We start from the raw sequence: 25,948 nt of genomic DNA, 5'->3' as shown, positions 1-25,948 counted from the left end.
GCAAGATATGAATAAAATAGATGAAATAATGCTTGAATTTATAGATGAGTTGGGCTATATCGGGATAAATGAGATGTTTGCTTGCATAAGCTCAGGTAAAAAACTACGCTCAAAACTAATATTAAAAATTGCCAAAGAGAGCAAGGATTCACTTAGACTTTGTGCGATAATAGAGCTCATCCATCTGGCTAGTTTACTACATGATGACATCATAGATGAAGCAAAGCTTAGGCGAGGACAACCTAGCATAAATGCCATTTTTGGTACAAAAAATGCGGTAATGCTGGGTGATATATTATACTCAAAAGGCTTTTTTGAGCTTTCTAAATTTACTCCAAATATCGCTCAGTGTCTTTCGCAGGCGGTTAGCCACTTAAGCATAGGTGAGTTGCTTGATGTGCGTCTTGGAGAGAGCTTTAACGCTGATAAGCAAAAATATATGGATATGATATATTATAAAACCGCCGTTTTGATAGAGGCAAGTGCTAGATGTGGAGCGATACTTGCTGGATTAGATGAAGAGAAGTTTAAAATTTATGGTAAAAATCTAGGACTTGCATTTCAGATAATAGATGATGTGCTTGATATAACGCAAGATAGCACAACTCTTGGTAAGCCATCACTTAATGATTATAAAGAGGGCAAAACAACTCTGCCTTATATATATCTGTATGAAGCACTTTCAAAAAGTGATAAAGAGCGTCTAGTCTCACTTCATGCCAAAGAGCTAAATAATGAGCAGAGTGAGTGGATAAAGCAAAGCTTGATTAAATTTGGTTGCATAAAGCGGTGCATAAATGAGGCCAAATCGATATGCGATGAGGCATTAAAAGCTATAAAAGAGTATAAAAATGAAGAGCTTGAGAGCATTATTACAAGTATGATAGATAGGGAATTTTGATGAATTATCTAAATATTAGTTTTACACATAAAAATACCAACATCGCTGTACGCGAGAAACTAGCCCTTGATAGCGATGAGAAAAAAGATCAAATTTTAAGGCTGATAAAATCAAGTAAAAATGTAGATGAGTGTATGGTATTAAGCACTTGTAACCGCGTAGAAGTCCTAGCTTATGTTGATGAGACGAAACTAGCTACTACGCATATTATACGCTGTATGGCGGTATTTTCAGGGGTTTTTGAAGATGAGCTATTTGAGAGAGCTGATATCTATGAAAATAGCGGTGCAGTCCATCATCTCTTTTCAGTGGCTAGTTCACTTGATAGCCTTGTTGTGGGCGAGACGCAGATAGTTGGACAGCTAAAGGCAGCTTTTAAATTTGCCTGTGATAACGGTGTGTGTGGCGAAAATATCAGTAAGGCGATACACTACGCTTGTAAGTGTGCTGCCCGTGTGCGAAACGAGACGCAAATCTCTAAAAACCCAATATCAGTCTCAAGCGTAGCCGTGGCAAAGGCAAAAGAAATTTTTGGTACATTAGAGGGCAAGACTGCCGTCGTAGTCGGAGCTGGCGAGATGGGTGAACTAGCAGCACGTCATCTAATAGCAAGTGGAGCTGATGTTATTATTATAAACCGCAGTACTGAGCGAGTAGAACAGCTAGTTGATGAGCTAGGTGAAAAGGCTAGTTGGGATACGATATTAAAACTAAAAGATTACATTAATAAATTTGATCTCATTTTCTCAAGCACATCTGCACCGCACCCTGTCATAACAGGACTACTTATAGAACCACGCGAGTTTCACCGTTACTTTTTTGACATAGCCGTACCTCGCGATATAGAGCTTGTAAATTCAGAAACTATTAGCGTTTATAGTGTAGATAATCTTGAAGAGATAGTCAAGAAAAATTTAGCTTTACGTGAAGAACAGGCACAACTCGCATACTCAATCGTAGGTCAAAGCACGAATGAGTTTTTAAAATTTATGAAAGATAACATAAGTATACCGGTTATAAAAGCTATCCGTATCAAAGCTCAGCAGTGTGCTGAGGCGGAGCTAGAAAAGGCTATAAAAAAAGGCTATCTAAGACATAGTGACAAGGATGAAGCTTATCGGCTTATACATCAGGTTTTTAAGGCATTTTTGCATAGCCCAACTGTAAATTTAAAACAACTTGCATCTCGTGATGACGCACAGGATGTGGCTAAGGCTATGGGATTTGTCTTTGACATAGTTCCGCAAAATAAAGTGATAAAGATAGAAAAAGATGGGGAGATATAATGAAATTTAGTAAATTTTATGCACCAACAACAAAAGAAGCACCAAAAGACGCAACGCTACCTAGCCATATCTACCTTGTGCGTGGCGGATTTGTAGAGCAGATGGGTTCAGGGCTTTATAATCTCTTGCCACTTGGCAAGATCGTGCATGATAAAATCGCAAATGTCGTGCGTGAAGAGATGAATGCTGCTGGAGCATTGGAAGTAAGTTTTAGCGTTACTACAAGTGGTGAACTATGGAAACAGAGTGGACGCTTCAATGTCTTTGGCAAGGAGCTTTTACGCTTTAAGGATAGAAAGGATAATGACTTTGTCTTAAGTCCTACTAACGAAGAATCAGCAGTCGCACTTGTGCGTGGTAAGGTAACGAGCTATAAGCAGTTACCGTTAAATTTATATCAGATAAATACCAAATTTAGAGATGAGGCAAGACCTAGATTTGGTCTGCTTAGAGGTCGTGAGTTTACGATGAAGGACGCTTATAGCTTTCACGCTAATGAGAGTGATTTAAAACGTGAGTTTGATCTAATGGAGGAGACTTATTCGAGGATTTTTACCCGTTTGGGGCTGAATTTTCGTGCAGTTGAGGCTGATAGCGGTGCGATAGGTGGGAGTGGGAGTAAGGAATTTATGGTGTTAGCTAAAAATGGCGAAGATGATATACTTTGCTGCAACTCTTGCAAATATGCCGCAAACATTGAGGCTGCAAAAAGAGCTAAAAAGACAACTACATCTGAAGCACCAGAGGCTGATGCTGCTAAATTTCTAACACCAAATACAAAGACTATAAAAGCTGTGGCCGATTTTTTTAAAGTTGATGAGTATTACACGATAAAAGCGGTCATTAAAAAGGCGATATATGAAAATGAGCAAAAAGTGGTAGTCTTTTTTGTGCGTGGCAACGACGAGTTACAAGAGACAAAGGCACAAAACGCTTGTGGTGCATTAGAGCTAATAGATGCTAGTGAGGATGAGGTCGTAGCGGCTGGGATTGTAGCTGGATACTGTGGTCCTGTTGGGCTAAAAAATATTGATTTTTACATAGATAATGAGCTAAAAAACGCTACTTCTATGATATGCGGTGCAAACGAGCATGAGTATCATTTTGTAGGAGTTAGCGTATCTAGCTTTAACAATGAGCGTTTTAAAGACTTAGTTGCGGTTAGTTCTGGTGATAGATGTCCGCACTGTGGTGGTGAGCTGGAAATTCACAAAGGTATTGAAGTGGGACATATCTTTCAGCTTGGGCAGAAGTATTCAGCCGCGATGGGTGCGACATTTTTAGACGAAAATGGCAAAGCAAAGCCATTTTATATGGGGTGTTATGGCATAGGTGTGAGCCGTTTAATAGCTGTTATGATAGAGGCTAGTCATGATGAGAGAGGATGCGTGTGGAACAAGGCTTGTGCACCATTTGATTTAGAGATAATCATATCAAATTTAAAAGATGAAAATGCTATTGAATTTGCTACTAAGCTTTATGAAAGCTTAAAAAATGATGGCGTGAATGTTTTACTTGATGATAGAAATGAGCGATTTGGTATAAAAATCAATGATTTTGAACTTATTGGTTTTCCATATGCATTGCTTGTTGGTAAAGATTTGGCTGAGGGCAAAGTGGAGTTGATAGAGCGTAAGAGCCTAGCTAAAACCAAGATAGAAGCAAAAGACGCATTTAACGTGATAAAAGACGTTTTATGTCATTAGTGAAAATTTTATTTACGCCATATATTATTGTTGAGCTTATAGCGACGTATTTTTTCATAATCTCTTATGGCTTTTTTACGCTTTTACTTGAGATTTTAATAAGCGGTGCAATTGGTTTGGCACTCATTTTTCGTATGGGGCTAAATGGGACAACAAATATAAATGGGTTTTTAAATTTATTTGCAAATGGTAGCATTGTAAATACGCTTAGTTTAGGAGTTGCTGGATTTTTACTATTTATGCCAGGTATTTTGAGTGATATGCTTGGCGTTGCGGTACTTATCGCCTCGCTATTTATAAAGCCAAAAATGCAAAATATGCATAATACAGAAAATTTTACATATTATGAGTTCAAATCTAGACAAAATAGCACAAAAAATTATAATGAAGATGATATTATAGATGTTGAAGTGATATATGAAACAAGAAATTTAAAGGATAGATGATGAGAGAGTTAAAGATAGCAACAAGAAAGAGCATACTAGCACTTTGGCAGAGCGAGCATATCAAATCACGCCTAATGCAGCATTATGCTGATTTAAACGTTGAGCTAGTCGGTATGAAGACAAAGGGCGATGTGATACTTGATACTCCACTAGCCAAGATCGGCGGTAAAGGGCTTTTTACAAAAGAGCTCGAAGATAGTATGCTTAGTGGTGAGACGCATATTGCTGTGCATAGCTTAAAAGATGTGCCTGTGGTATTTCCTGATGGTTTAGTGTTAGCGGCGATATGTTCTCGCGAAGATGTAAGGGACGCGATGATAAGCGAGAGATACGCTAAATTTGATGATTTACCACAAAGAGCAAAGGTAGGTACAACAAGTCTTCGCCGTAAAATGCAACTGCTAAAAATGCGTCCAGATCTGCATATCATCTCACTTCGTGGCAACGTCCAAACTAGACTCAGAAAGCTAAAAGATGGTGAGTTTGATGCGATCATTTTAGCGATGGCTGGGATAAACCGCTTAAATTTAAAAGATGAAGTTAAATTTATCTATCCATTTGATCTTACAAAGATGATACCTGCTATGGGGCAGGGAGCTTTAGGCATAGAGGCGGTAAATAATGATGAGATTTTAGACAAAATCGCCTTTTTGCGTGATGAAAAAGCGGTCATAGAGACTAGTATTGAACGGGATTTTGTCGCTATGCTCGAAGGTGGTTGTCAAGTACCTATTGGTATAAACGCTACTTTAAACGGTGATGAGATCAGCATATCGGCGATTGTTGGTCTGCCTGATGGAAGTGAGAGTTTAGAAAAACACATAGTTGCTAAAAAGAGTCAATACCAAAGTGTCGGTAAGGAGTTGGCAAGAGAATTTATTTCAAAGGGGGCAAAAGAGCTACTTCGTCGTGCTGAAGAGATGGCAAATTTATAGAATAAATTTAATCGCAAGGTACAAAAGTATAATTTGTGCCTTGCAAAATTTTTTTACGCCACAATCTACAAAAATTTTAAGCAAATCAAAAAATTTTATATAATAAATAAAATTTAAAAGGATAGAAAATGGGAATTTTTAGTTCATTTTTCGGTGATAAAGACAAAACAGTGGCTCAAAAGAATAGCAAAAAAGAGGTAGTTTTTGAAGTTGATGGCGATAATGCAAGAATGTTAGCAGCTTTTAATGAGGCTCGTAAGACGTTTAGGTATTTTTGGCGTGAGCAGTCTTGGGAGTATCAGCGTATCATTCCAAAGCTTGATTTTTCTTGTGTAAAGGTAATGTTTAGCGAAGAGATAGACGGTGAGTTACTAGTGGAGCATATGTGGATAAATGATGTCTATTTTGATGGTAAATTTATCTACGGTACTTTGATAAACGAGCCAAATGACTTGCGTGGCACCAAAAACGGCGACAAGATCAAAGTAGAACTAGCTGATATAAGCGACTGGATGTTTGCTAGTGATGGTAAGGTTTGCGGTGGATTTAGCATACAAGCGATGAGAGCGACTATGAGTACTGATGAGAGAGTAGAGCATGATAAGGCATGGGGGATGGAATTTGGCGATCCTTCTCGTGTCATGCTAGTGAGTGAGCAAGATGAGCATCCTGAGAACTTGCATGAACATCCGATGAGTGTGAATATGAAAAAGAGTTTGACTGAGTTTTTAGATAAAAACCCAAGTGAAGCGACTAGCGTTGATGATGATGGATATACTATGCTACATCGCCAAGCGATCGCTGGAAATGCGAGTATGGTTGAGATTTTGCTAGAATACGGAGCTGATAAAAATGCGAGAACACCTGATAAGCTAACGGCCCTTGAGCTTGCTCGTGCGGTTGGCTGGGAGCATGTAGTAGCTGTGCTTGAGAGATAAATTTAAATATGAGAGCGGTTTTGATATTTTTACTTAGCCTTAGCTTTATCTTTGCAAATACCGACATAAACGTGTTACGCAAATACGCCACCGAGCTAAACACTCGTGGATTTGAGCTTAAAGATATTGTCAAGCTTGGCAATAGTGATGAGTATGAGATATATCGTATCGCAATGAGTAAAAGTGGTTGGGCAGTGGATCTTTATGCATTTATTAGCGATGGCAAGATAGTGGCGGTGCGAAGTCTGGTCCAAACTGCTATGTTGCGTGAGATAGTAAGCGAATATGATGGACTTGATAATGATATTAAAAGTGAGATAGATATCATAAATTTACGCCTTATTTTAGCTAGTGATAGTGAACTTTTAAAATTTGGTAGAGAAAATGCAATAAAATTCGAGAGAGTTTACGAGCTATATAATGACGGCGAGAATAGTGTGGCAGAGCTAAAGCGTGAGCTTCTTGACTTGCACTTTAATATGGCTGAGCTTAACGAAGAATATGGCGTATTTACTCTTATCATCGGTGGTATGCTTGATAATATAGTAGGATTTTTCCGTTGCGATGATTTGCAAAATATGCCACAAATGAGCCCAAATCGTATAATAATGATAGAAAAAGTTGCCAAAAACTGGTATCTTTTTAAGACGACTTGATTTAAATTAAAAGTAATAAAATGAGATAAATAAACCAATAAATATTAAGCTATTTAGCCATCATCACCCATACGGTCAATAAATTTAATGCATTACTTGCTGTTAAAGCGGTGCAAGATGCTTATGTATGGTTTTAAGCCATAGAGATAACTTTATTATAAAAATAGTTATATTTTAGTAATTAAGTGTAGTAAATTAACTTAACCAAAGAGTATGTGGTTGCAATATTAGGATTTGATGGGAAAACTTGGCAGTATTTTGATATGGCTAAATTTATGGTATATAAGTCAAATTTACTTAAAATGCCAAATATGAGATGCTTGCTGGGTGCTATAAAACTAGCAAAAGGCTACGAACAATAGTAAATAGCTGTCTTTAACGACAGACATGTTAAAATCTGGCGAGATTTGCATCATTACTAATAAACTTTGCACTAGATACTAAATTGGTTTTAAATTTGACTTAAAAACTAAGATGAAAAAGTAAAATTTTAGTCCAAAAATAGCTAAAATAAAACTAACATTGTGTCTATTTACCATACATCAAGCCTTTATCGGATTTGTCTATACATTTATCGTTATTTATATCGCATTTTCTAAATCGCTGATACATAAATTTAAAAATCACTCTTAAATTTGCTATAATCACCTTTAAAATTAAGGACTTAAAATGGACTACATTAAACTTTTAAAAGACAATGGATTGCTTCGCGAAATAAATGAGCCTATTGATATTGATCTTGAGATAGCACATACTAGTTACATAGAGGTAAAGCGTAAAGGCTCCCAGGCTCTACTTTTTACAAATGTTGTGGACAAAAATGGTAAAAAGTATCCGCCAGTGTTGACAAATATCTACGGTTCAAAAGCTGCTTTAAAGCTAATATTTGGACGAGATCCAGATGAGATAGCGAGTGAAATCTCAACTCTTTTAAAGCCCCAAAGACCTAAAAATTTCAGTGATAAATTAAATTTTTTAAGCTATCTTTTTTCCATGCGAAAGGTATTTACAAAGCGTCTAAATGGGCGTGGCGAGTGTCAGCAGGTATTGCAGAATGATATAAATTTATACGAGTTGCCAGTGCTTAAGACGTGGGAGATGGACGGTGGAGCATTTATCACGATGGGGCAGGTCTATACACAAAGTCTTGATGGAGATATACAAAATATTGGTATGTATCGTTTACAGGTTTATGATAAAAATCGCCTTGGTATGCACTGGCAGATACACAAAGATGGGGCAAATTTTTTCCACGAGTATAAAAAAGCAGGACGAAAAATGCCAGTTTCTGTAGCAATAGGTGGCGATCCGCTTTATATCTGGTGTGGTCAAGCACCGTTGCCAAAGGGTGTGTTTGAGCTATTGCTTTATGGCTTTATACGTAAAAGTCCTGCAAAACTCGTAAAGTCGCTTACGAATGAAATTTATATACCATTTGATGCAGACTATGTTATTGAAGGTTTTGTGGATACGGATAAGACTGAGCTTGAGGGACCATTTGGCGATCATACTGGATTTTACACGCCGATTGAACCATTTCCGGTAATGGATGTAACTGCTATCACGCATAAGCAAAACCCAGTCTATCATGCTACTGTTGTTGGTAAGCCACCACTTGAGGATAAGTATATGGGCTGGGCGACTGAGCGGATCTTCTTGCCACTTTTGCAAACGACAGTGCCAGAGCTGATTGATTATAATATGCCTGAAAATGGGGTTTTTCATAATCTAATCTTAGCTAAATTAAATACGCTTTATCCGGCTCATGCCAAACAGGCTATGCACGCATTTTGGGGCATAGGGCAGATGAGCTTTGTAAAACACGCAATCTTTGTAGATAATGATGCACCAAATTTAGAAAACTACGGGCAAATTTCACACTATATACTAAACCGCTTGGGGACAAAAAGTTTGTTGATAAGCGAGGGAGTGTGCGACCAGTTAGACCATGCTAGTCCAAACTCATGCTTTGGCGGTAAGCTTGGTGTTGATGTTACACAAGACTTTTCAAGTAGCGAGATATTAGAAATTTTAAGTGACGACAAACTGCTTTTTAAATTTAAAAGTATTTCAAGTGGTATTTTGGAGTTAAAACAATACAAAACCGACACAAAATGTCCGATATGTATTATAAAATTTGATAAATCAAATCTTGTAAAAGAAACTTTTGAAAAGCTAATGGAATTTAAACAGCACTTTAAGTTACTTGTCTTTGTTGGCACTGAAAATCACTTAAATAACGTATACATGTTGCTTTGGCGAGTTGTAAATAATATAGATGCTCTGCGTGATATATTTATAAAAGACGAGAGATTTTGCATAGATGCGACAAGCAAAGATAAACAAGATGGTTATACCCGCGAGTGGCCAGCTCAAACTGATTGCACTTATGAAGTTATAGAAAGCTTGATAAAACGCGGTATTGTAAAAAATGAGCCTGAATTGTTTGAGAAATTTGAGATATTTGGTTGATATTATTTTAATTATAACTTAAAAATTTAAAAGGAAAATTTTGAACGCGTTTATTTCAGGATTTGGGCTTGGATTATCATTGATTTTAGCTATTGGAGCACAAAATGCATTTGTGTTAAAGCAGGGTATTAAAAAAGAGTATGTTTTTATTGTATGTCTTATCTGTGCGGTGTCTGATGCAGTTTTGATAATGGCTGGTGTGTTTGGGCTTGGGTATTTGGTGCAGAAATTTACCCACTTGCAAGACGTGGCACGTTACGGTGGTGCGGCATTTTTATTTATTTATGGCTTAAAGAGCTTTTATACGGCTTATATTATGAGCCACGAGCTAAAACCACAAGAGCATAAAGCTCCTAGTTTGAGTAAGATAATGACTTTGACTTTAGCATTTACATGGCTTAATCCGCATGTATATCTTGACACGGTCCTCCTACTAGGCTCGGTCTCAACTAAATTTGGTGAGCTCTCACTTATATTTGGCTTTGGTGCGATGTGTGCTAGTTTTACTTTTTTCTTTTCGCTTGGATATGGTGCAAGGCTCTTAGCACCGCTATTTTCAAAGACTATATCGTGGAAGATGCTTGAGATTATCGTTGGTTTTGTAATGGTTGCTTTGGCAATTTCGCTACTTTTATAAGGATAAAAATAAGAAAATTTTTATAGCGATTACGCTGGGGTTTGTGACGAGAAGAAATTTTGTAGCATAGATAAAAGTGGCAAAGTTAGTAGGGCTTTTTAGCGGCTGTTAATGAAGCAAAAACTAGCTTTTGCAGAGCATAAAGGTAAGGCATTTTTGTAAATGAGATAAATGGAGTGATGAAATTGTTTTGCTTATTTATGCCGGTGCTAAGTTCTAGCAAGGATAGCTTGGTAAAGACAAAAATGTTTCATTGTTATTAAGAGTATAGAAATTAAAATCGTGTTTTTTATCTTGTAGCTATACGCAAAACGTGTTATTCTAACCCATCTATTCTTTTTTGTGCAATTTCTAGCATAGCACTATCTATAATAAAGTCTGCTGTCCGTTTAGAATAAAGGCTTTTGTATTTAAGACAATTCATAATTGCCTAGTAGCATTATAGTCTCTAAAGTCGCCCTTAGATTTCTTATATTATGCATCCAAGCTTATATTTGTTTTTAGTCCTTTACCGATGAGATAAAACTGACTACCAGCCACATAGTGCAAAGTTCGCCACTCGTCGCCCACTTCATCAAATTTAAAATGACCATTCTCAAAAACCCTATCATCGCTAAACGCCCCAACGACTTCGCCAATGAAAAGTCCGTGTTCGTTTTGATTCATTTCATTTGGCAGTAGTTTACATATAACCCAACCGATACAACCTTTGATAAGTGGCAAATCAAAACCATCTATATAAAAGACCTCTGCACCGCAGTTTGCGATCTTGTTTTTATCGTCATTTCCACTTGTTGTGCCAAGCTTCATAACCATATGTGCTTGTGGTGCCACAGGTACTTGTATGGCGAAAAAGCCGCTTTTTAAAATAAGTTTGCGTGTAAAGCTATCATCACCTAGTACAACCATCGCCTTTGGCATAGGGGCATAGTCAAGCGGATACGCCCAAGTAGCAGACATCGCATTTTCTTGCTCTTTAAATTTTGCTGAGATGATATTTGTGCTACCGATATTTAACAAACGATAAAATTTGTTTAACTCTACTGGTTTGATTGCCATTTTTTATCCTTTATAGTGTTACTTTTAGTCTATGTATTTTTAAATATTGTGGCATTTCTCCACAAGATATGGCATAAAATTCATCAAGTTTTAAAATAAAAAAGTTATTTAACTCTCTACATGCTACTTTTTGTAACTCTTTACTTAATGAGTCAAACATATAAAACGCCTCCGTGCTATCAACTAGCATAAAATCAGCTCCATTATCAAGTGCATCAAATACGATCTTAGAGGCGATTTTAATGGCAAGTGGTTTATTAAATTTAAGCAGGTTAAATCCACAAGGCAGACTTATAGAGTCTAGTTTAATAAATTTGGCTTTTAAATTCATAGCATTTTTTGTTTTACTATCGCCATAAAATGCTATGTTAAATCCGTTAAAATCGTGTTTTATCTTATTTTGATCTAAATTTTGTGGCTTAAACTTAACGCTGTAAAACTCACTCTCAAACTTACTTATACCCGGGAGTGGTAGTCTATCTTTTAGCCATTTTAATGCCTCTTTATAAATTTCGTCAGACCAGCAGATATAGCCGTCTAAATAAGTCTCAGCAATAAAAATATCATCTTTTACTACATTTAAAATTTCATCTTGTCTTTGCGGATATTTTTCACATAGATATTTAGCAAAAATTATCCCAGAACAACCCATAAAACTAGGCTCAAATTCTCTTATATATCCAGCATAAAAGTATGGTAATAGCTCATTAAACTCAACTCTGTCCTCGTCGTTACAGAACTTGGCAAAACGCTCAAAACTATCTTTAAAATCGCTAGTATCAATAATAAGATCCTTTACTGCTCTGCGTATACTAAGTGGTTCGATGACTAGCTTATTGTTATGTGGCATAATGTCTTTAAAATTCCAGCTAAGCGGAGCTATCATACCATTTACTTTGACATATTTTAAATCTTTAAAGTCGAGATAGGGGTCTTGTTCTTTTGTTGCTTTTAGCAACTCATTAAGAGATAAAAAGTTGAAGTTATCAAAAATAAATGGTTTATAATGGCTTGTAATATCATTTTTTGCATTAAATTTAAAGATTTTTACACTTAGCATCCTATCTCCTTTTTAAGGATAATGATATAAAATTTTAGCTTAAAATAGCGTTGAAGTAGATTTTAACTCATTTTTTTATAAAATCGTAAAATGAATAAAGAGAGCTTTTTAATAAATCTAATCAAAAATAAATTTATCGGTGATGATGGTGCGGTGATTGGTAAGTGGGTTTATTCAAGTGATATTTTCGCTGAAAATTCGCACTTTAAGCGTAATTGGTTGGGACTAAAAGAGATAGGCTATAAGGCTATGATTGTAAATATATCAGACGCTATCGCAATGAATGCTGACGCAAAATACGCTCTTGTCGCACTTTCACTACCACGAAGCATAAATCCGAGGCAGATAGAGCAAATTTATATAGGGATAGACGAAGCGTGTGAGAGATTTGGTGTGAAAATCATCGGCGGCGATACAATTTCAAGTGATAAGATAAGCATTGCAATTACGATAATATCACATACAAAAAAGCCTATATTTCGTAGTGGAGCAAGAGCTGGAGATCTGATTGCTTTTACTGGAGACTTAGGTGAGAGTTTAAAAAATTTAAAAACTCTTAAAAATGGCGGTCAGATCGGCACTCACTCACGTTTTAAAAGACCTATTTTAAAAGATAAATTTATGCAAAAAGCAGGACATTTTATAAATTCAGCTATGGATATATCTGACGGACTTGGTGTGGATATGGCAAAGCTAGTAAGTGCTAGTAAGCTCGGCGTAAAATTTAAAAAAAGGCTACCAAAGAGTACTTTAAATAGTGGAGAAGAGTATGAATTGCTATTTACTTTTGCTCCCAAAAATCTACAAAAAATGAGACGAATAGCACAAAAAACACGCACGAAGATAAATATATTTGCAAAAGCAATGAAAGGAAAATTTAAATATTATGCAAGAAATCACCACTTTTAAGCCAATGTATGCACTCACTCATACAACTATAAATGCGTATTTTAGTAAGAATTCTGACGATTTTGTCGTGCGTGAGATACCGCTTTATGAGTTTAGTGGCGAGGGCGAACATCTTATTGTTGAGATAGTTAAAAAAGATATGACGACACAAGAAGCGTTACGAGCATTGGCGGATTTTAGTGGCGTAAAACTACGTGAGTTTGGCTATGCTGGGCTAAAAGATAAGCAAGGAATGACAACACAGTTTATCTCTTTACCACGTAAATTTGAAGCAAATTTATCAAATTTTAACCATGAAAAGATGAAGATCTTAAACGTAACAGCTCATAATAATAAGCTACGCATAGGACATTTAAAAGGTAATAGCTTTTTTATTCGTCTTAAAAAGGTATTACCAAGTGAAGCAATAAAGCTTTCAAATGTTATTGAAACACTTGATAAGATTGGCTACGCAAACTACTTTGGCTATCAAAGGTTTGGTAAATTCGGGGATAACGCACAAAGTGGGTTTGAGCTATTACAAAAAGGAACACTAAATGGCAAACGGCTAAACAACCCAAGAATGAGCGAGTTTCTTATATCGGCGTATCAAAGCGATCTTTTTAATCGTTGGCTTAGTAAACGTGTTGAAATTTCAAGGTTTATGCAGGATTTTAGCGTCAAAGAGTTAAGTGAAATTTATAAATTTTTTAGCCTTGATGAGATAAAAAGCATAAAGACTCAAAAGCAGTTTTATAAGCTAATTAGTGGCGAAGTTTTAGGGCATTATCCGCATGGAAAGTGCTTTTTATGTGAGGATATAGACGTTGAACTGGCTCGTTTTAATGCACGTGATATAACTAGTTGTGGTCTTATCGTGGGTGCAAAGGCATATAAAAGTATTGGCACAGCAAAGCTTATTGAAGACGAAATTTTTAGCCAAGCACGTGAGTTTGAGGATAAGATGAACTGTAGTAGGAGATTTGCGTGGTGCTATCTTGAGAGCGTAAAGTATAAGTATATCCCTGAAAATGCACATTTTACGATGGAATTTACATTGCAAAAAGGGTCGTATGCTACGGTTGTATTAGAAGAGATCTTGCATAGAGATATTTTTGAGTGAAATTTCTCGGTTAGAGTGGGTTTAGAAGATTTTTTGCATAGTTACTTTAGTTGCAAAAACACAAAATATAAATGTGCTTACGTTACCATTTGACGTTTAGAGTTGCTTTGTCAATAATAGTAGAGAGTAGTTATTATTTGAAGGAAGTAGATGAGAGTAAGGGTTGTTGCAATGATGAATGTTTGACAGATAAATATGATTGTAGTGTTGGCTGTAAAATTTAAGTTATGAAAATGATGATAAATGCGAAAACGATCAAAATGAGGAGCTTAAAAGCTTAGATGAGTTTTGATAATTTTTTAGATGGTTTTACTATAAGCTTTTAAATTTTAAATATTTTTTGTACCAAAATGATAAAAATGGCGAGCATTATGAGCTTGGCATGGGTAAGATAACTGACAAAATTTGGAAAAGTGTTTAAAATTAGTTATAATTCACGCTTGGCACGGTAAGTGATTGCTTCAGTAGAAGAGGAAAGTCCGAGCTGCAAAAGACAGAAGTTCCATCTAACGGATGGCTAGGGAAACCTAAGGGAAAGTGTAACAGAGAGCAGACTGCCGCTAATGGCGGTAAAGGTGAAACGGTGGGGTAAGAGCCCACCAGCGTTGCGTGAAAATGCGACGGCTTTATAAACCCAACTTGCAGCAAGAAGGGATGGTTTTAGTCTTTATTTTAACCCTTCGCTAGAGCTGGTTTGTAAAATCCAGCGTAGATAAATAATCACTCACGACAGAACTCGGCTTATCGCCGTGCCACTTAAATTTATAGATTTATGATATATAGTTACGGATGTTTTTTAGCTTTTTTAGCTCTAAACTTAAGGAGTTTTTACTTTCTTTAAATATTTTTATTGCTTGTTGCGTGAGTATAGTGGCCTCTTGTACTTCATTTATATCTGTGAATTTGCTTGGTCGCTCACTTATTAAACTCTCTATAGTTTGTAAGTCTGAGTTTAAAATAGCTATTTTAAATTTATTAAGCCAAGTCATTGTGCAGTCGCCTCTTTCCACGCTTCAAGTAGCTGTTTTACGACATTTACGACCTCGTCTAGGTGCTTTTCATCGTTGCTTATATTTGCTTGAGAGAGTAGCTGAATTTGTCTAGCATATAGTCCGCTTAGATAGTGCGAGATATTACCCTGAGTGTAGTCAAGTGAGTTTAAAAGCTCTATAAATATTGCATTTGCACGGTTTATAAAATACACCTTTTTTTCTACATCATTACTCTGCATAGACTTTCTTGCTCTAAAAATAAATCTCAAAATTCCCTCATAAAGCATCTCGATGAGTTTTTCGGAGGATTCTATACCTCCAACGGTATTTTGAGAATAGGCTGCGTAAGCTAAGTTATTTTGCATTTAAATTCCTACTTTTTTGATATTAGTTCAGCATCTATCATCGTCTTTAGTGTTGAGAATTGCCTCTCTAAATTTGCTATGACTTTATCGTAAGCTAAAAATCTTTCACTCATAATCTCATATTTTGTATTTAAACTCTCAGCCGACTTTGTTTTTTCAGTCTCTAGCTTTATTTTTTCATTTGTCAGTTGCTTTCCGTAAAGCGTTAAAGAGCCATTGTCTTTGTTTGTAAGACCATCAAGTGCTGTGTTTAAAGATGAAAATACACCTTCTGTTGTTGTCTTTTTAGATGATACGCTAAGCGATGATAACCCAAATTTATTTAAAATATTATCATCTCCTTTGATATCAATAGTCGTGCCGTCTGTGCTTTTTAAGATGATGCCATCTTCTGAATTGTTAAGCGATGCTTTTACGCCACTTATGCCAGCCTCATTTATAGCTTGAAGTAACGTCAATGCGTTTTGTTTTGATGTATGGCTGCTAGTCGTTTTTAGCTTTATCTGTGTGCCATTTATAGTTAAATTGTTACCTGTCAGCTCAAGTTCACCAGCTTCTACAGCTTTTGAACCTACTACTTGGACGGTTGAGTATGTTGTGCTACCGGTGAAAAATTTCTGCACTTCTTTTAGATTACTTGTTAGTTTTGAGTTTAGCGTTGAGCTATCAAGCTTTAAAAGCCCATCTTCACTCAGTGAAAGGCCAAAGTCTGTTAAGCTAAATATTGAGCTTCTTGGTATTTTTTTAATATTTCCGTCTTCAGCCATTGAACGCAAACTAAAACTATCTTGGTCGCCAATGGTTTTAGTCGAAAATAGAATTTTATTTATCGTTGATTTAATACTTGTTATTTCGTTTACACCTTGGAATGTACCTGAATTTTTAGTTTCAGAGTTGTAATCAGTCGCTACACTTAAGTTATTCATAAGTTTATTATAGCTATTTACTAGATTATTTATCTCTTCTTTTATAGCTTCTGTATCTTCTGTGATCTTAAATGATGTCTTTCCGGTCTCTTTAAGTGTCAATCTTAAACCAACGCTTAAATCCTTAACTTCATTTGAACTACGCTTTATGTTTACATTATTGTAGGTAAATTCTGCATCTTGTGCCTTTGAAATTCTTGCACTTTCGATATTGTCTGTATCCCAGCCAAATACTTTTAAAAGCTCATTTGAAGTTACTGCTCCATTATTTTGTGTGCCACTAGTAGCGATATCACCAAATGTTATAGCGTTATCTGCACCAGTATTTTTAGATTGAAGTATTAGCTGGTATGGATTATCTCCGCCGACATTTAAAATTTTAGCTTGAACGTCACCACCAGTTTTTTCATTTATCATATCGGCTAGTTCTTGAAATGATGTTGATGATTTTACTTCGATTTTGTAGTCTATACCACCAAATTTTAGATTAAAAGATCCAGCTTTACCAATGATAGAATCTGCACTTTTAAATTTTGAGCTTTGGTATACATCACGTTGTGCCAATTGCTTAACATCTATATCAAAATCTTGTAAATTTACACCAGTTTCAGCTACTAGTGTGGCACTTGTGCCGTTTGAAGTAGTGCCACGTTTTAGGTATAAAGTCTCATTGCTTAGTGATGAAACTGATGATTTAAGAGTGCTTACAAGCGTCTTTATAGACGAAAGATCTTTTTGTTTTGTTACATTTTTTTCAATTTTGCTTGTTATTGGCGTTACTTGTACCTTTTGATCTGCTGCTTTTAGTTTATCGATGACCTCTTGCGTTAAAACGTTACTTCCAAGTCCTAGTGAAGTTACTGTTCCTAATGCCATTTTTAACCTTTCTTGTCAAATAAAACTCCAATGGCCTCTCTAAAATATTCACTTAATTTTATAATCTGCTCATTTGGGATTTTTCTTATTATATTACCTGTTTTTGAGTCCATTACATCTACATAAAGGGCTTGTATTTTGTCATTATAGGCAAATCTTACGCTAGTATCAAGTGCTTCCATATTGTCATTTAGCTTATTAGTTGCCTCATTTATCATCTTTACCATATCTTCTTGAGACAGCTCTTGTTTGTCTTCGACTACATCAGGTCTAATTTGTGTTTGTTCGATCTGTCTAGTCTGGCTTGATTCTTGCACAGTAGTAGCTAACGACGCTTCAACGTTTTGATTGGCTACCTTGAAAATCTCCATATTTTACTCCTTAAAAATTTCCTTACAGGAGTTATATCGGCAATATTTTAAATTTATTTATATATAAATTTGATAAAATCCACAAAAAGGATCAAAAAAATGAAAATTTCTTGTGAATGCGAGTGTATTTTATTGCAAAACTCGCTTATGTTGTTTTTAAAAGACCATATTTCTCACTATAAAGATTGTGATTTTGTAATAACCGATAGACGATTAAACATACAAAAACCGCAGTTTATCATCGCAGATAATGCCGCTCATCTTAGTGTGCCATTTAGCAAAAATACCCTTTTTAATATGTTAGATGAGTTTTATTCGGCCATTCAACTTAAACAAGTTTTACACAAAGAGATACAAAATGTTGATATAGAAGCTCAAGTCGGTGCTTTGGTGGATAAATTTAAAGCCGATCTTATAGCACTTTTAAGGGCAAAATTTGAATAAGCTTTACACTATAATATCAAGCGGAAAATTTAAAGGCAGAAGGCTTGAACTGCCAAATTTAAATACTACTAGAAGTACAAAGAGCATAGTTAAAGGCTCGTTTTTTGATACACTTAGAAGTGAATTAAAAGACAAGGTGTTTATCGAGGGTTTTGGAGGAAGTGCAGTAATGGCGTGTGAAGCTCTTAGTAACGGTGCTTTTAAAGCTATTGCGATAGAAAAAGACAGATTCGCCTTTAAGATAACTCAAAAAAATATGCAAAGTATCGATTCTATAAATTTAAGTGCGATAAATGGCGATAGCTTCGTTCTTTTGCCAGATATTATCGCTAAACAAACAAAACCAGTTTTATTATATCTTGATCCACCTTTTGACACTAAAGAAGGCTTTGATGGCGTATATGACACACTTGTCGAGCTTGTGAATAAATTTAAAAGAGATAAAATTTTTATGATAGTTTTTGAACATGCAAGTAGTTTTAAATTTAGTAAAAATATTGCTGATTTTACCCTTGTAAAATTTAAAAAATTTGGAGCTACAACACTTTCTTATTTTGCTTGATTTTTATCTTAGCTTTTCTTTGGAACGCTTTTTGCTTCAAAACTTAATAGAGTATAAAAATTAGGAATAAAAATGGTTAAATTTTCATCTTTTATTTTGGCTTCGTTTTTAGCTACTAACGCCTTTTCAACACAGATAAAAGATCTAGCAAATGTCGTAGGAGTGCGTGAAAATCAACTTATAGGATATGGCTTGGTTGTAGGACTAAATGGCACTGGAGATGGCTCAACGTCTGAATTTACGCTTCAATCTTTATCAAATATGCTTCAAACTGTCAATGTTAAGATTAATCCAGATGATATAAAGTCAAAAAATACTGCCGCAGTCATAGTAACGGCGACTTTGCCACCATTTGCTAGACATGGCGATAAGCTAGATGTCATTATCTCATCGATCGGTGATGCTAAGAGTTTACAAGGCGGAACGCTACTTATGACACCGCTAAAAGGAGTAGATGGCGATATATATGCGTTAGCACAAGGATCGATGAGTATCGGCGGCAAGAGTGCTGGTAGAGCAAATGCTGGTGGTAATCACGTAACAGCCGGGACAATATTTAACGGAGCGTTAGTTGAACGTGAGGTTATCTATGATATTTACAATCAAAAATCTATAAATTTAAGTTTAAAAAATACAAATTTTAAAACTGCTATCGATATAGAAAATGCTATAAATGCTAACATCGGCGATGAGATAGCAAAAGCGATAGATCCACGCACAATAGTATTAAATATACCGCAAGATGCTAATATTATCGAGCTTGTTAGTAGTGTTTTAAATTTAGATATTGATTATGAGATGGAGCAAAAGATCATCATCGATGAACGGACAGGCACGATAGTCAGTGGTATAGATGCTGTTATCGATCCGGTCGTGCTAACACACGGTAATATAACTATCAAAATCGAGCCAAATACATACGATGATATAGCTGATGGAGATATTGATCTACAAGGCGATATAGCGATCACACCAGGAGCAAATTTACTCAAAGTTTCAGGTGAGAAAACAACTGTTGCAAACATAACAAGAGCCTTAAATCGCCTTGGTGCGACACCGACTGATATCATCTCAATACTTGAGAACTTAAAACGAGTCGGTGCCATACATGTGCCGTTGGAGATAATTTAATGCAGATAGATAACACAATGGCGTTAAACGCATATAACGCGATCAGTGCAGACGAGATAAAAAATTTAAAACAAAAACAAGATAATGAGCGTTTACGTGAACAAACTGATGCATTTGAGTCGTTTATGATAAAAGCCGTTTTAGATATAGCTTTAAAAGATGACGAGCAAAATCAGCTCTTTCCAAAAGCGGCTGGATCTGACATATATAAGTCAATGTATAATGATACGATGAGTAGAGCGTTAAGTGGTGGACTTGGATTTTCACAACTTTTATATGATTTTTTAAAGCGAGAGGCTTAAGAAAAATCAAATTTTGCCGATGTAATAGCTGAATAAAATTTAAAGGAAACAATATGATAAGCTCAATAAGCTCACAATCAAGTATTCAGTCAAATACATTTGGTAAATCAAACGTCAAAAAAGAGCCTAAAATCTCGGCTAGTGAGATTAAGGTAAACGACAAATTTAGTGCAATAAAATCAGCGATACAAAATGGTACTTACGAGATAGACATCTCAAAGACAGCAAAGGCAGTAGCTGAAGTAATTGCTTGATAAATTTAAAGGAAGTTAATGTTAAAGAGATATTTGGACAAAGCCATATGCGAGATAGACGCTCTTATAGAGATAACTACGCAAGATATAGAAAATATCAAACAAGCTAAGCATTCAGCTGTTGACGAGAGCGTAAAAAAGAAAAATGCTTTGGTTAAAGAATTTGAAGCGACTAAAAAGGCACTTGATGCAGAGCTAGTTCGTGTATCAAAAGAGAATAACACCACTACGTTTACTGATGTGCTAGATGATGAGATAAAGGATAAACTTGTATTAATGCGTTCAAAGCTCGAAACATTATACGCTAAAAATAAAGAGTATGCAAAACACGTTGTAGCCGTAAAAGGATTTTTTGATTCTCTTAGTAAAAAGATCTTTGGTGAAAGTGTTAGCGAATATGGCTCAATTGATAAGAATAATATATATAAATCAAGGGTTTAATAATGGCAAATATCTTTATGTCTTTAAATACTGGTGTCTCTGGACTAAATGCCGCACAGCTACAGATAAGCACAACTGGAAATAATATTTCAAACGCAGATAGCTCATATTATACAAGACAGCGTGTTGTCCAGTCTGCGTCTATGGCTATGAATACAGTTTCAGGTGGCGTCGGCACTGGCACACAAGTAGATACCATAAAACGCATACATGATGAGTTTGTCTATTCAAGATTAAAAAATGCTTCATCAAATTTAGAAAATACCGAATATAAACAACGCATACTTCAGGAGATAGCACAAAATTTTCCAGACCTAGATGACAAAGGATTAATAAAAGATATACAAAATTACTTTGGTGCGTGGAACGACTTTGCCTCTAATCCAGACGAAGCATCACAAAAGATAAATTTAATAAATTTAACTAGCGTTATGACATCAAGACTGAATGAATCAGCAAAAACACTATCATCTTTACAAAAAAACGTAGATGAGACGATACGGATAAATGTTGAAGAGATCAATGACAAGATAAAACAGATCGCAAACATAAACAAGGAGATTCAACGCGTCGAAGCTGGGGCGGATGCAGGCATAAAGATAAATGCCAATGATCTTAGAGATAAACGCGATGAATTAGAACTTGCACTATCAAAACTTGTAAATATTTCATCTTTTAAAAGTGATCTTAGAAGCGACGCTACAGTCGATACTGGTATAACCGATCAAGGTAGATACTATACTTTAAATATAGGTGGCGTAAGTGTTGTTGATGGGATAAACTATCATAAACTTTCGCTAGATACTAAAGATAATAATGGCTTTACTAAAATTTATTATGAGCGTGAAGATGGCAAACGCATACCAATGGAGGATAAGATAACAAATGGCAAGATCGGTGCAACACTTGATCTTCGCGGTCGTAACTATGACCCTAGCACACAAAAATTTAGCGATGGAATGATACAAAAATATATAGATAATCTTGATACTTTCGCTCAAACTTTGATAGTAAATACAAATAATATCTACTCAAAATCAGCTGTAGAAATTTCATCTAGTAATGATTTTAGTTATCTTGAAGATGATAAAACGCTTAGAAATTTTAGCAATGTTATCCAAGATGGTAGTTTTGATGTCATTGTCTATGATAATCAAGGCAAAGAGATCGCTCGTAAAACAATAAATGTAAATGGCACAACTACGATGAATGACACTACATACGGCAACTCTATTGTTGATGATTTTAATTCAAATACTGATGATAATAATGACAACAATATGACAAATGACGTTAATGACTATTTTACCGCATCGTATTATTATGATAAACAAAAAAATATCGGTAATTTTAGCATAATCCCAAAGCAACTGCAGGGGCAATACAGCATAGCATTAGTTGATAAAGGCACAAATTTTCCAGGAGTTATCGGTACTAATAGATTTTTCAATGGTACAAATGCTAGCAACATAAATATAAATAACGACTTTACTCAAGATCATACAAAACTACGTGCCTACTCGACACCTATAGTGGGTAATAATAAAGTAGCAAATGAGATGTTGCAACTTCAGTATAAAAAGGTTACATTTTATTCAAATGGCATAGCACTAAATCGTGACGAGACGATCGAGGGGTATTATCGCTATCTTACGACTAATATCGCAAGCGATACAGAGTCAAACAACATAACAAACGATACAAATACATCACTTCAAAAAACCGCTCAATCGGAATTTCAGTCTATTAGTGGCGTTGACACAAATGAAGAGCTTACAAATTTGATACGTTTTCAAGCAAGTTATGGAGCGTCTGCAAAGATCATCACAACCGTTGATGAGATGCTTGATACTCTGCTTTCGCTAAAAAGATAATGCTTAAAGAAATTTTAGATGCTTACGTGCTGGAGAAAAATACCAGCACAGCACTATTTGATGCACCAGATCCACTGCAAGTTGCTACTAAATTTAAAGACCCATTTATCTCGCTTATATGTGCATTATTTGCTTACGGTAACGCTAAGCTTATAGTTAAATTTTTAAACTCTCTTGATTTTACTTTGCTTGATGAGAGTGAAGATTTTATTGTTAAAATTTTAAAAACTCATAAATACCGCTTTCAAACTTGCGAAGATGTAAGGCAGATTTTCATTACTCTTTCACGGTTAAAAAATAGTGCAGATATATGTGATATTGTAAAAAGCGGCTTTGAGCGAGATGGCAAGATGATAGATGGGATAAATGACCTTATTAAATTTATTTACTCGCTAAATGATTATCGCTCGGACGGATATGAATTTTTCTTTGGTAGAGATTTTAAAAACGCTCCAATATCGCCCTATAAACGTTATAATATGTATCTAAGATGGATGGTACGAGATAGTGATATTGATCTAAATTTGTTTAAAACATTGCCAAAGAGTGAGTTGCTTATGCCGCTTGATGTACATACACATAGAGTTTCACTAAATTTAGGCTTGATAAATCGTAAAAGTTACGACTTCAAAGCAGTTTTAGAACTAACACAAAAGCTACGTGAATATGATCCAAAAGACCCTATAAAATACGATTTTGCACTCTATCGCATAGGTCAAAGCGGTGAGCTTGATCGTGTGCGTAAAATGCTAAATTTATAATTTACCATATCTTTACTATTTTATGATAAATTTCTATTAATAAAATTTTTTATTAAGGAGTATAAATGAAAAAACTAGTTTTATTAAGTGCACTTGTTGCAACTATGCTTTTTGCACACGATGGGCACTTTGACCCAAAAGCTGGTAAACACGTGGTTATTTCTATGGAGCAACTAAGCCTGGAAGGCAACAAAGCTGTTGGTGAAGTTGTAGCCGTTGATACAAACTATGGTGTTGCATTTTTCCCAAATTTAAAAGGTCTTGAAACTGGTGCTCACGGATTTCACGTACATACTAACCCTGATTGTGGCTCAACTGAGAAGGGTGTAGGTATGAAAGCTGGCGGACACTGGGATCCAACTGATACCAAAAAGCACTCATTTTCTTGGGATGACAACGGACATAAAGGTGATTTACCGGCACTTTACGTAGACGCTGATGGTAACGCTGTTTATCCTGTTTTAGCTCCAAAGATTAAGAGTGTTGATGAGTTAAAAGGACATTCGCTAATGATACACGTTGGTGGCGATAACCATAGTGATCATCCAAAGCCACTAGGTGGTGGCGGTGCCAGAATGGTTTGTGGCGTAATAAATTGATAACCAAACTACTCATGGGCCTTGAAAAAGGCTCATAAATTACATATTTTATCTAAAATTTTTAAAATTTATTGTAAAATTTACTCTTTAATATTTATTTAAAGCATTATTATGGAATTTGATCTTTTTGCCTATTTTGTATTTTTTGGTGCCGCATTTTTAGGTGGTTTTGTTGATGCGATAGCTGGTGGTGGTGGACTTATTACACTTCCGGCGATTATGGCTATGGGCGTGCCCCCGCACGTAGCCCTTGCCACAAACAAGCTTCAAGGAACATTTGGTAGCTTCACAGCTGCTTTAAATTTTACTCGCAAAGGGATGATTAATTACAAAGAGGCATTTTGGGGTATTATTTTTACCTTTATCGGTGCTATTATCGGTGCAGCACTTATCCTTTTGCTTGATCCAAATTTTTTAAAAACTATCATACCGTTTTTACTCATTGCTATCTTTATCTACACGCTTTTTATGCCAAAAGTAGGTGAAAGCGATAGAGCTTCACGGATGAACTCAAAGGTATTTTATATCATCTTTGGAATGATTTTAGGCTTTTATGATGGCTTTTTTGGACCTGGTGCTGGGTCATTTTGGACGTTTGCACTTGTGATGTTGATTGGTTTAAATATGAAAAAAGCAGTCGCTCATACAAAGCTTTTAAATTTTATTAGTAATGTTGTATCGCTTGGTGTATTTTTACTCGCAGGACACGTACTTTGGATAGTTGGGCTACTTATGGGGGCAGGGCAGATGCTAGGTGCTTATGTGGGTTCAAATATGGTTATCAAAAAAGAGATTAAATTTATAAGGACGATGTTTTTAATCGTAGTTGGTGCGACTATCGTCAAGTTAGTTTATGACTATTTTTGTGGGTGAAGTTAATAAATTTGCCAAAATTGAGTGACCTTAAAAAAAGATTAATCAAATTTTAGATAAAATCACACAAAAATTCTTAAAAGGTTAGGCATGAAGGATTTATTTCTATTTTCAAATATGATTTATCACAGCCACGCATTTGTCTATGCATTTCATTTTTGTCTTGTTGCACTTATTGTAGTTTTAGTTGCAAAACTGTCAGTTAGCAATATGCAACTTGTTCCACGTGGATTACAAAACATAGTAGAGGCGTATCTAAGTGGCGTTCTATCAATGGGTAGAGATACTCTAGGTAGTGAAGAACTTGCTAGAAAGTATGTTCCACTTGTTGCGACTATAGGTTTTGTAGTATTTTTTTCAAATGTTATAGGTATCATACCTGGCTTTGAATCGCCAAGCTCTAGCCTAAATTTAACACTTACATTAGCACTTATTGTCTTTATTTATTATAACTATGAAGGCATTAAAAAGAATGGATTTTCTAAGTATTTTGCCCATTTTATGGGGCCCAGCAAGGCTTTGGCACCACTTATGTTTTTAGTTGAGATCATATCTCACCTATCACGTGTTGTATCCCTATCTTTTCGTCTTTTTGGCAATATTAAAGGTGATGATTTGTTCCTTTTGGTTATGCTTACACTTGCACCTTGGTTTGCACCGTTACCGGCGTATGCTTTACTAACGCTTATGGCAGTTTTACAATCATTCATCTTTATGATGCTAACTTATGTTTATCTGGCTGGTGCAGTTGCTATTGAGGAGCATTAAAATTTAAAAAGTGCATCTAGATTTTAGATGTACTTTGATTTTTATTTGCGGTGGTTGTATCTCCGTATATACTTTCTAACTTATGAACTATCTAAACAAATATAATCCGTTGGGCAATCAAATTCTTTTGCCTTTTTTTATAAATTAGCTTTCATTAATTCTCCTGTGGCTACAGTTTCAGCTATCTCTTTTATTGCAAATTGTGGCTGAGTAAACTCCAAAGTCTATTATATCATCAGGTGCTTGACTTTTTACAAATTTTAAATTTACAAGCTAAGGTTTAGTTGTCATTATGATAGAGG

The 25,948-nt window shown here is 35.5% G+C and carries 29 protein-coding genes and 1 other RNA gene; 24 read left to right on the top strand and 6 right to left on the bottom strand.

Annotation, left to right across the window (positions count from 1 at the left end; translation table 11 throughout):
• The first annotated feature begins 7 nt into the window (after nt 1-7).
• From KDE13_RS06565 to KDE13_RS06520, 10 genes are all read left to right on the top strand, one after another.
• On the top strand, nt 8-901 hold the full coding sequence (locus KDE13_RS06565; RefSeq protein ID WP_212143170.1) for a polyprenyl synthetase family protein: 894 nt from the start codon (nt 8-10) through the stop codon (nt 899-901).
• On the top strand, nt 901-2,187 hold the full coding sequence (hemA, locus tag KDE13_RS06560; RefSeq protein WP_212143169.1) for a glutamyl-tRNA reductase: 1,287 nt from the start codon (nt 901-903) through the stop codon (nt 2,185-2,187). The genes KDE13_RS06565 and hemA overlap by 1 nt, the downstream gene beginning before the upstream one ends.
• On the top strand, nt 2,187-3,893 hold the full coding sequence (locus KDE13_RS06555; protein ID WP_212143168.1) for a proline--tRNA ligase: 1,707 nt from the start codon (nt 2,187-2,189) through the stop codon (nt 3,891-3,893). The genes hemA and KDE13_RS06555 overlap by 1 nt, the downstream gene beginning before the upstream one ends.
• Complete coding sequence (locus tag KDE13_RS06550) at nt 3,884-4,339, top strand: FxsA family protein (protein WP_212143167.1); 456 nt, start codon at nt 3,884-3,886, stop codon at nt 4,337-4,339. The genes KDE13_RS06555 and KDE13_RS06550 overlap by 10 nt, the downstream gene beginning before the upstream one ends.
• On the top strand, nt 4,339-5,274 hold the full coding sequence (gene hemC, locus KDE13_RS06545) for a hydroxymethylbilane synthase (protein ID WP_212143166.1): 936 nt from the start codon (nt 4,339-4,341) through the stop codon (nt 5,272-5,274). The genes KDE13_RS06550 and hemC overlap by 1 nt, the downstream gene beginning before the upstream one ends.
• Before the next feature lie 128 nt (nt 5,275-5,402).
• Nucleotides 5,403-6,212, top strand: a complete 810-nt coding sequence (locus KDE13_RS06540) for a DUF2314 domain-containing protein (protein ID WP_229204077.1) — start codon at nt 5,403-5,405, stop codon at nt 6,210-6,212.
• Nucleotides 6,213-6,220: 8 nt separating this feature from the next.
• The gene (locus KDE13_RS06535; protein ID WP_212142081.1) at nt 6,221-6,868 is read left to right on the top strand and encodes a hypothetical protein; all 648 of its coding nucleotides are present in this window, start codon (nt 6,221-6,223) and stop codon (nt 6,866-6,868) included.
• A 215-nt stretch (nt 6,869-7,083) separates the two neighbouring features.
• Nucleotides 7,084-7,230 carry a hypothetical protein gene (locus tag KDE13_RS06530; RefSeq protein ID WP_212142080.1) on the top strand — a complete coding sequence of 49 codons (147 nt, stop codon included), beginning with the start codon at nt 7,084-7,086 and terminating at the stop codon, nt 7,228-7,230.
• 307 nt (nt 7,231-7,537) lie between these two features.
• The gene (locus tag KDE13_RS06525) at nt 7,538-9,340 is read left to right on the top strand and encodes a menaquinone biosynthesis decarboxylase (RefSeq protein WP_212143165.1); all 1,803 of its coding nucleotides are present in this window, start codon (nt 7,538-7,540) and stop codon (nt 9,338-9,340) included.
• A gap of 40 nt (nt 9,341-9,380) precedes the next feature.
• Entirely contained in the window at nt 9,381-9,977 is a 597-nt protein-coding gene (locus KDE13_RS06520) for a LysE/ArgO family amino acid transporter (protein ID WP_212143164.1), read from the top strand.
• 474 nt (nt 9,978-10,451) lie between these two features.
• Here KDE13_RS06520 and KDE13_RS06515 read toward each other — a convergent pair whose 3' ends face one another.
• Both KDE13_RS06515 and KDE13_RS06510 read right to left on the bottom strand, forming a co-directional pair.
• Nucleotides 10,452-11,036 carry a flavin reductase family protein gene (locus KDE13_RS06515; RefSeq protein WP_212143163.1) on the bottom strand — a complete coding sequence of 195 codons (585 nt, stop codon included), beginning with the start codon at nt 11,034-11,036 and terminating at the stop codon, nt 10,452-10,454.
• Between the two features lie 10 nt (nt 11,037-11,046).
• Complete coding sequence (locus tag KDE13_RS06510; protein ID WP_212143162.1) at nt 11,047-12,096, bottom strand: HdrB C-terminal domain-containing protein; 1,050 nt, start codon at nt 12,094-12,096, stop codon at nt 11,047-11,049.
• A 90-nt stretch (nt 12,097-12,186) separates the two neighbouring features.
• Between KDE13_RS06510 and KDE13_RS06505 the strand changes: the two genes are divergently transcribed.
• The 3 genes from KDE13_RS06505 (at nt 12,187) to rnpB (ending at nt 14,867) form a co-directional block, all read left to right on the top strand.
• Nucleotides 12,187-13,005, top strand: coding sequence for a thiamine-phosphate kinase (locus KDE13_RS06505; protein WP_212143161.1), 819 nt, complete (start codon nt 12,187-12,189; stop codon nt 13,003-13,005).
• Nucleotides 12,983-14,107 carry a tRNA pseudouridine(13) synthase TruD gene (truD, locus tag KDE13_RS06500; RefSeq protein WP_212143160.1) on the top strand — a complete coding sequence of 375 codons (1,125 nt, stop codon included), beginning with the start codon at nt 12,983-12,985 and terminating at the stop codon, nt 14,105-14,107. Before KDE13_RS06505 ends, truD begins: the two co-directional genes overlap by 23 nt.
• A 440-nt stretch (nt 14,108-14,547) precedes the next feature.
• Nucleotides 14,548-14,867, top strand: an RNA gene (rnpB, locus tag KDE13_RS06495) — RNase P RNA component class A.
• A 10-nt stretch (nt 14,868-14,877) separates the two neighbouring features.
• Here the strand turns inward: rnpB and KDE13_RS06490 are convergent.
• From KDE13_RS06490 to KDE13_RS06475, 4 genes are read right to left on the bottom strand one after another with little or no spacing between them, the layout of a single operon-like run.
• A complete protein-coding gene (locus KDE13_RS06490; RefSeq protein ID WP_212142074.1) occupies nt 14,878-15,096 on the bottom strand; it encodes a hypothetical protein in 219 nt (72 codons plus the stop codon).
• Entirely contained in the window at nt 15,093-15,464 is a 372-nt protein-coding gene (fliS, locus tag KDE13_RS06485) for a flagellar export chaperone FliS (protein WP_212141062.1), read from the bottom strand. The genes KDE13_RS06490 and fliS overlap by 4 nt, the downstream gene beginning before the upstream one ends.
• 8 nt (nt 15,465-15,472) lie before the next feature.
• The gene (gene fliD, locus KDE13_RS06480; RefSeq protein WP_212142073.1) at nt 15,473-17,266 is read right to left on the bottom strand and encodes a flagellar filament capping protein FliD; all 1,794 of its coding nucleotides are present in this window, start codon (nt 17,264-17,266) and stop codon (nt 15,473-15,475) included.
• Between the two features lie 2 nt (nt 17,267-17,268).
• Entirely contained in the window at nt 17,269-17,637 is a 369-nt protein-coding gene (locus tag KDE13_RS06475) for a FlaG family protein (protein ID WP_212141064.1), read from the bottom strand.
• Between the two features lie 99 nt (nt 17,638-17,736).
• On the opposite strand from KDE13_RS06475, the gene KDE13_RS06470 reads away from it, so the two are divergent.
• The 11 genes from KDE13_RS06470 (at nt 17,737) to KDE13_RS06420 (ending at nt 25,646) form a co-directional block, all read left to right on the top strand.
• A complete protein-coding gene (locus tag KDE13_RS06470) occupies nt 17,737-18,081 on the top strand; it encodes an ornithine carbamoyltransferase (RefSeq protein WP_212143159.1) in 345 nt (114 codons plus the stop codon).
• On the top strand, nt 18,074-18,643 hold the full coding sequence (gene rsmD / locus KDE13_RS06465; RefSeq protein ID WP_212143158.1) for a 16S rRNA (guanine(966)-N(2))-methyltransferase RsmD: 570 nt from the start codon (nt 18,074-18,076) through the stop codon (nt 18,641-18,643). The genes KDE13_RS06470 and rsmD overlap by 8 nt, the downstream gene beginning before the upstream one ends.
• Before the next feature lie 72 nt (nt 18,644-18,715).
• Entirely contained in the window at nt 18,716-19,774 is a 1,059-nt protein-coding gene (locus tag KDE13_RS06460; protein ID WP_212141067.1) for a flagellar basal body P-ring protein FlgI, read from the top strand.
• Nucleotides 19,774-20,076 carry a rod-binding protein gene (locus KDE13_RS06455; protein ID WP_212141068.1) on the top strand — a complete coding sequence of 101 codons (303 nt, stop codon included), beginning with the start codon at nt 19,774-19,776 and terminating at the stop codon, nt 20,074-20,076. The genes KDE13_RS06460 and KDE13_RS06455 overlap by 1 nt, the downstream gene beginning before the upstream one ends.
• Before the next feature lie 53 nt (nt 20,077-20,129).
• Complete coding sequence (locus KDE13_RS06450) at nt 20,130-20,330, top strand: flagellar biosynthesis anti-sigma factor FlgM (RefSeq protein ID WP_212141069.1); 201 nt, start codon at nt 20,130-20,132, stop codon at nt 20,328-20,330.
• 18 nt (nt 20,331-20,348) lie between these two features.
• Complete coding sequence (locus KDE13_RS06445) at nt 20,349-20,771, top strand: flagellar export chaperone FlgN (protein WP_212141070.1); 423 nt, start codon at nt 20,349-20,351, stop codon at nt 20,769-20,771.
• Nucleotides 20,772-20,773: 2 nt separating this feature from the next.
• A complete protein-coding gene (gene flgK / locus KDE13_RS06440; protein WP_212143157.1) occupies nt 20,774-22,645 on the top strand; it encodes a flagellar hook-associated protein FlgK in 1,872 nt (623 codons plus the stop codon).
• A complete protein-coding gene (locus KDE13_RS06435) occupies nt 22,645-23,406 on the top strand; it encodes a TIGR02757 family protein (protein WP_229204380.1) in 762 nt (253 codons plus the stop codon). Before flgK ends, KDE13_RS06435 begins: the two co-directional genes overlap by 1 nt.
• A gap of 65 nt (nt 23,407-23,471) precedes the next feature.
• A complete protein-coding gene (locus KDE13_RS06430; RefSeq protein ID WP_212143156.1) occupies nt 23,472-24,005 on the top strand; it encodes a superoxide dismutase family protein in 534 nt (177 codons plus the stop codon).
• A 111-nt stretch (nt 24,006-24,116) separates the two neighbouring features.
• Nucleotides 24,117-24,878, top strand: coding sequence for a TSUP family transporter (locus KDE13_RS06425; RefSeq protein WP_212143155.1), 762 nt, complete (start codon nt 24,117-24,119; stop codon nt 24,876-24,878).
• 90 nt (nt 24,879-24,968) lie between these two features.
• Nucleotides 24,969-25,646, top strand: a complete 678-nt coding sequence (locus KDE13_RS06420; protein ID WP_212141074.1) for a F0F1 ATP synthase subunit A — start codon at nt 24,969-24,971, stop codon at nt 25,644-25,646.
• Nucleotides 25,647-25,948: the final 302 nt, after the last annotated feature.

It is taken from the genome of Campylobacter anatolicus, assembly GCF_018145655.1.
Classification (GTDB): Bacteria; Campylobacterota; Campylobacteria; order Campylobacterales; family Campylobacteraceae; genus Campylobacter_A; species Campylobacter_A anatolicus.
This window is presented reverse-complemented; position numbering and strand designations above follow the sequence as displayed.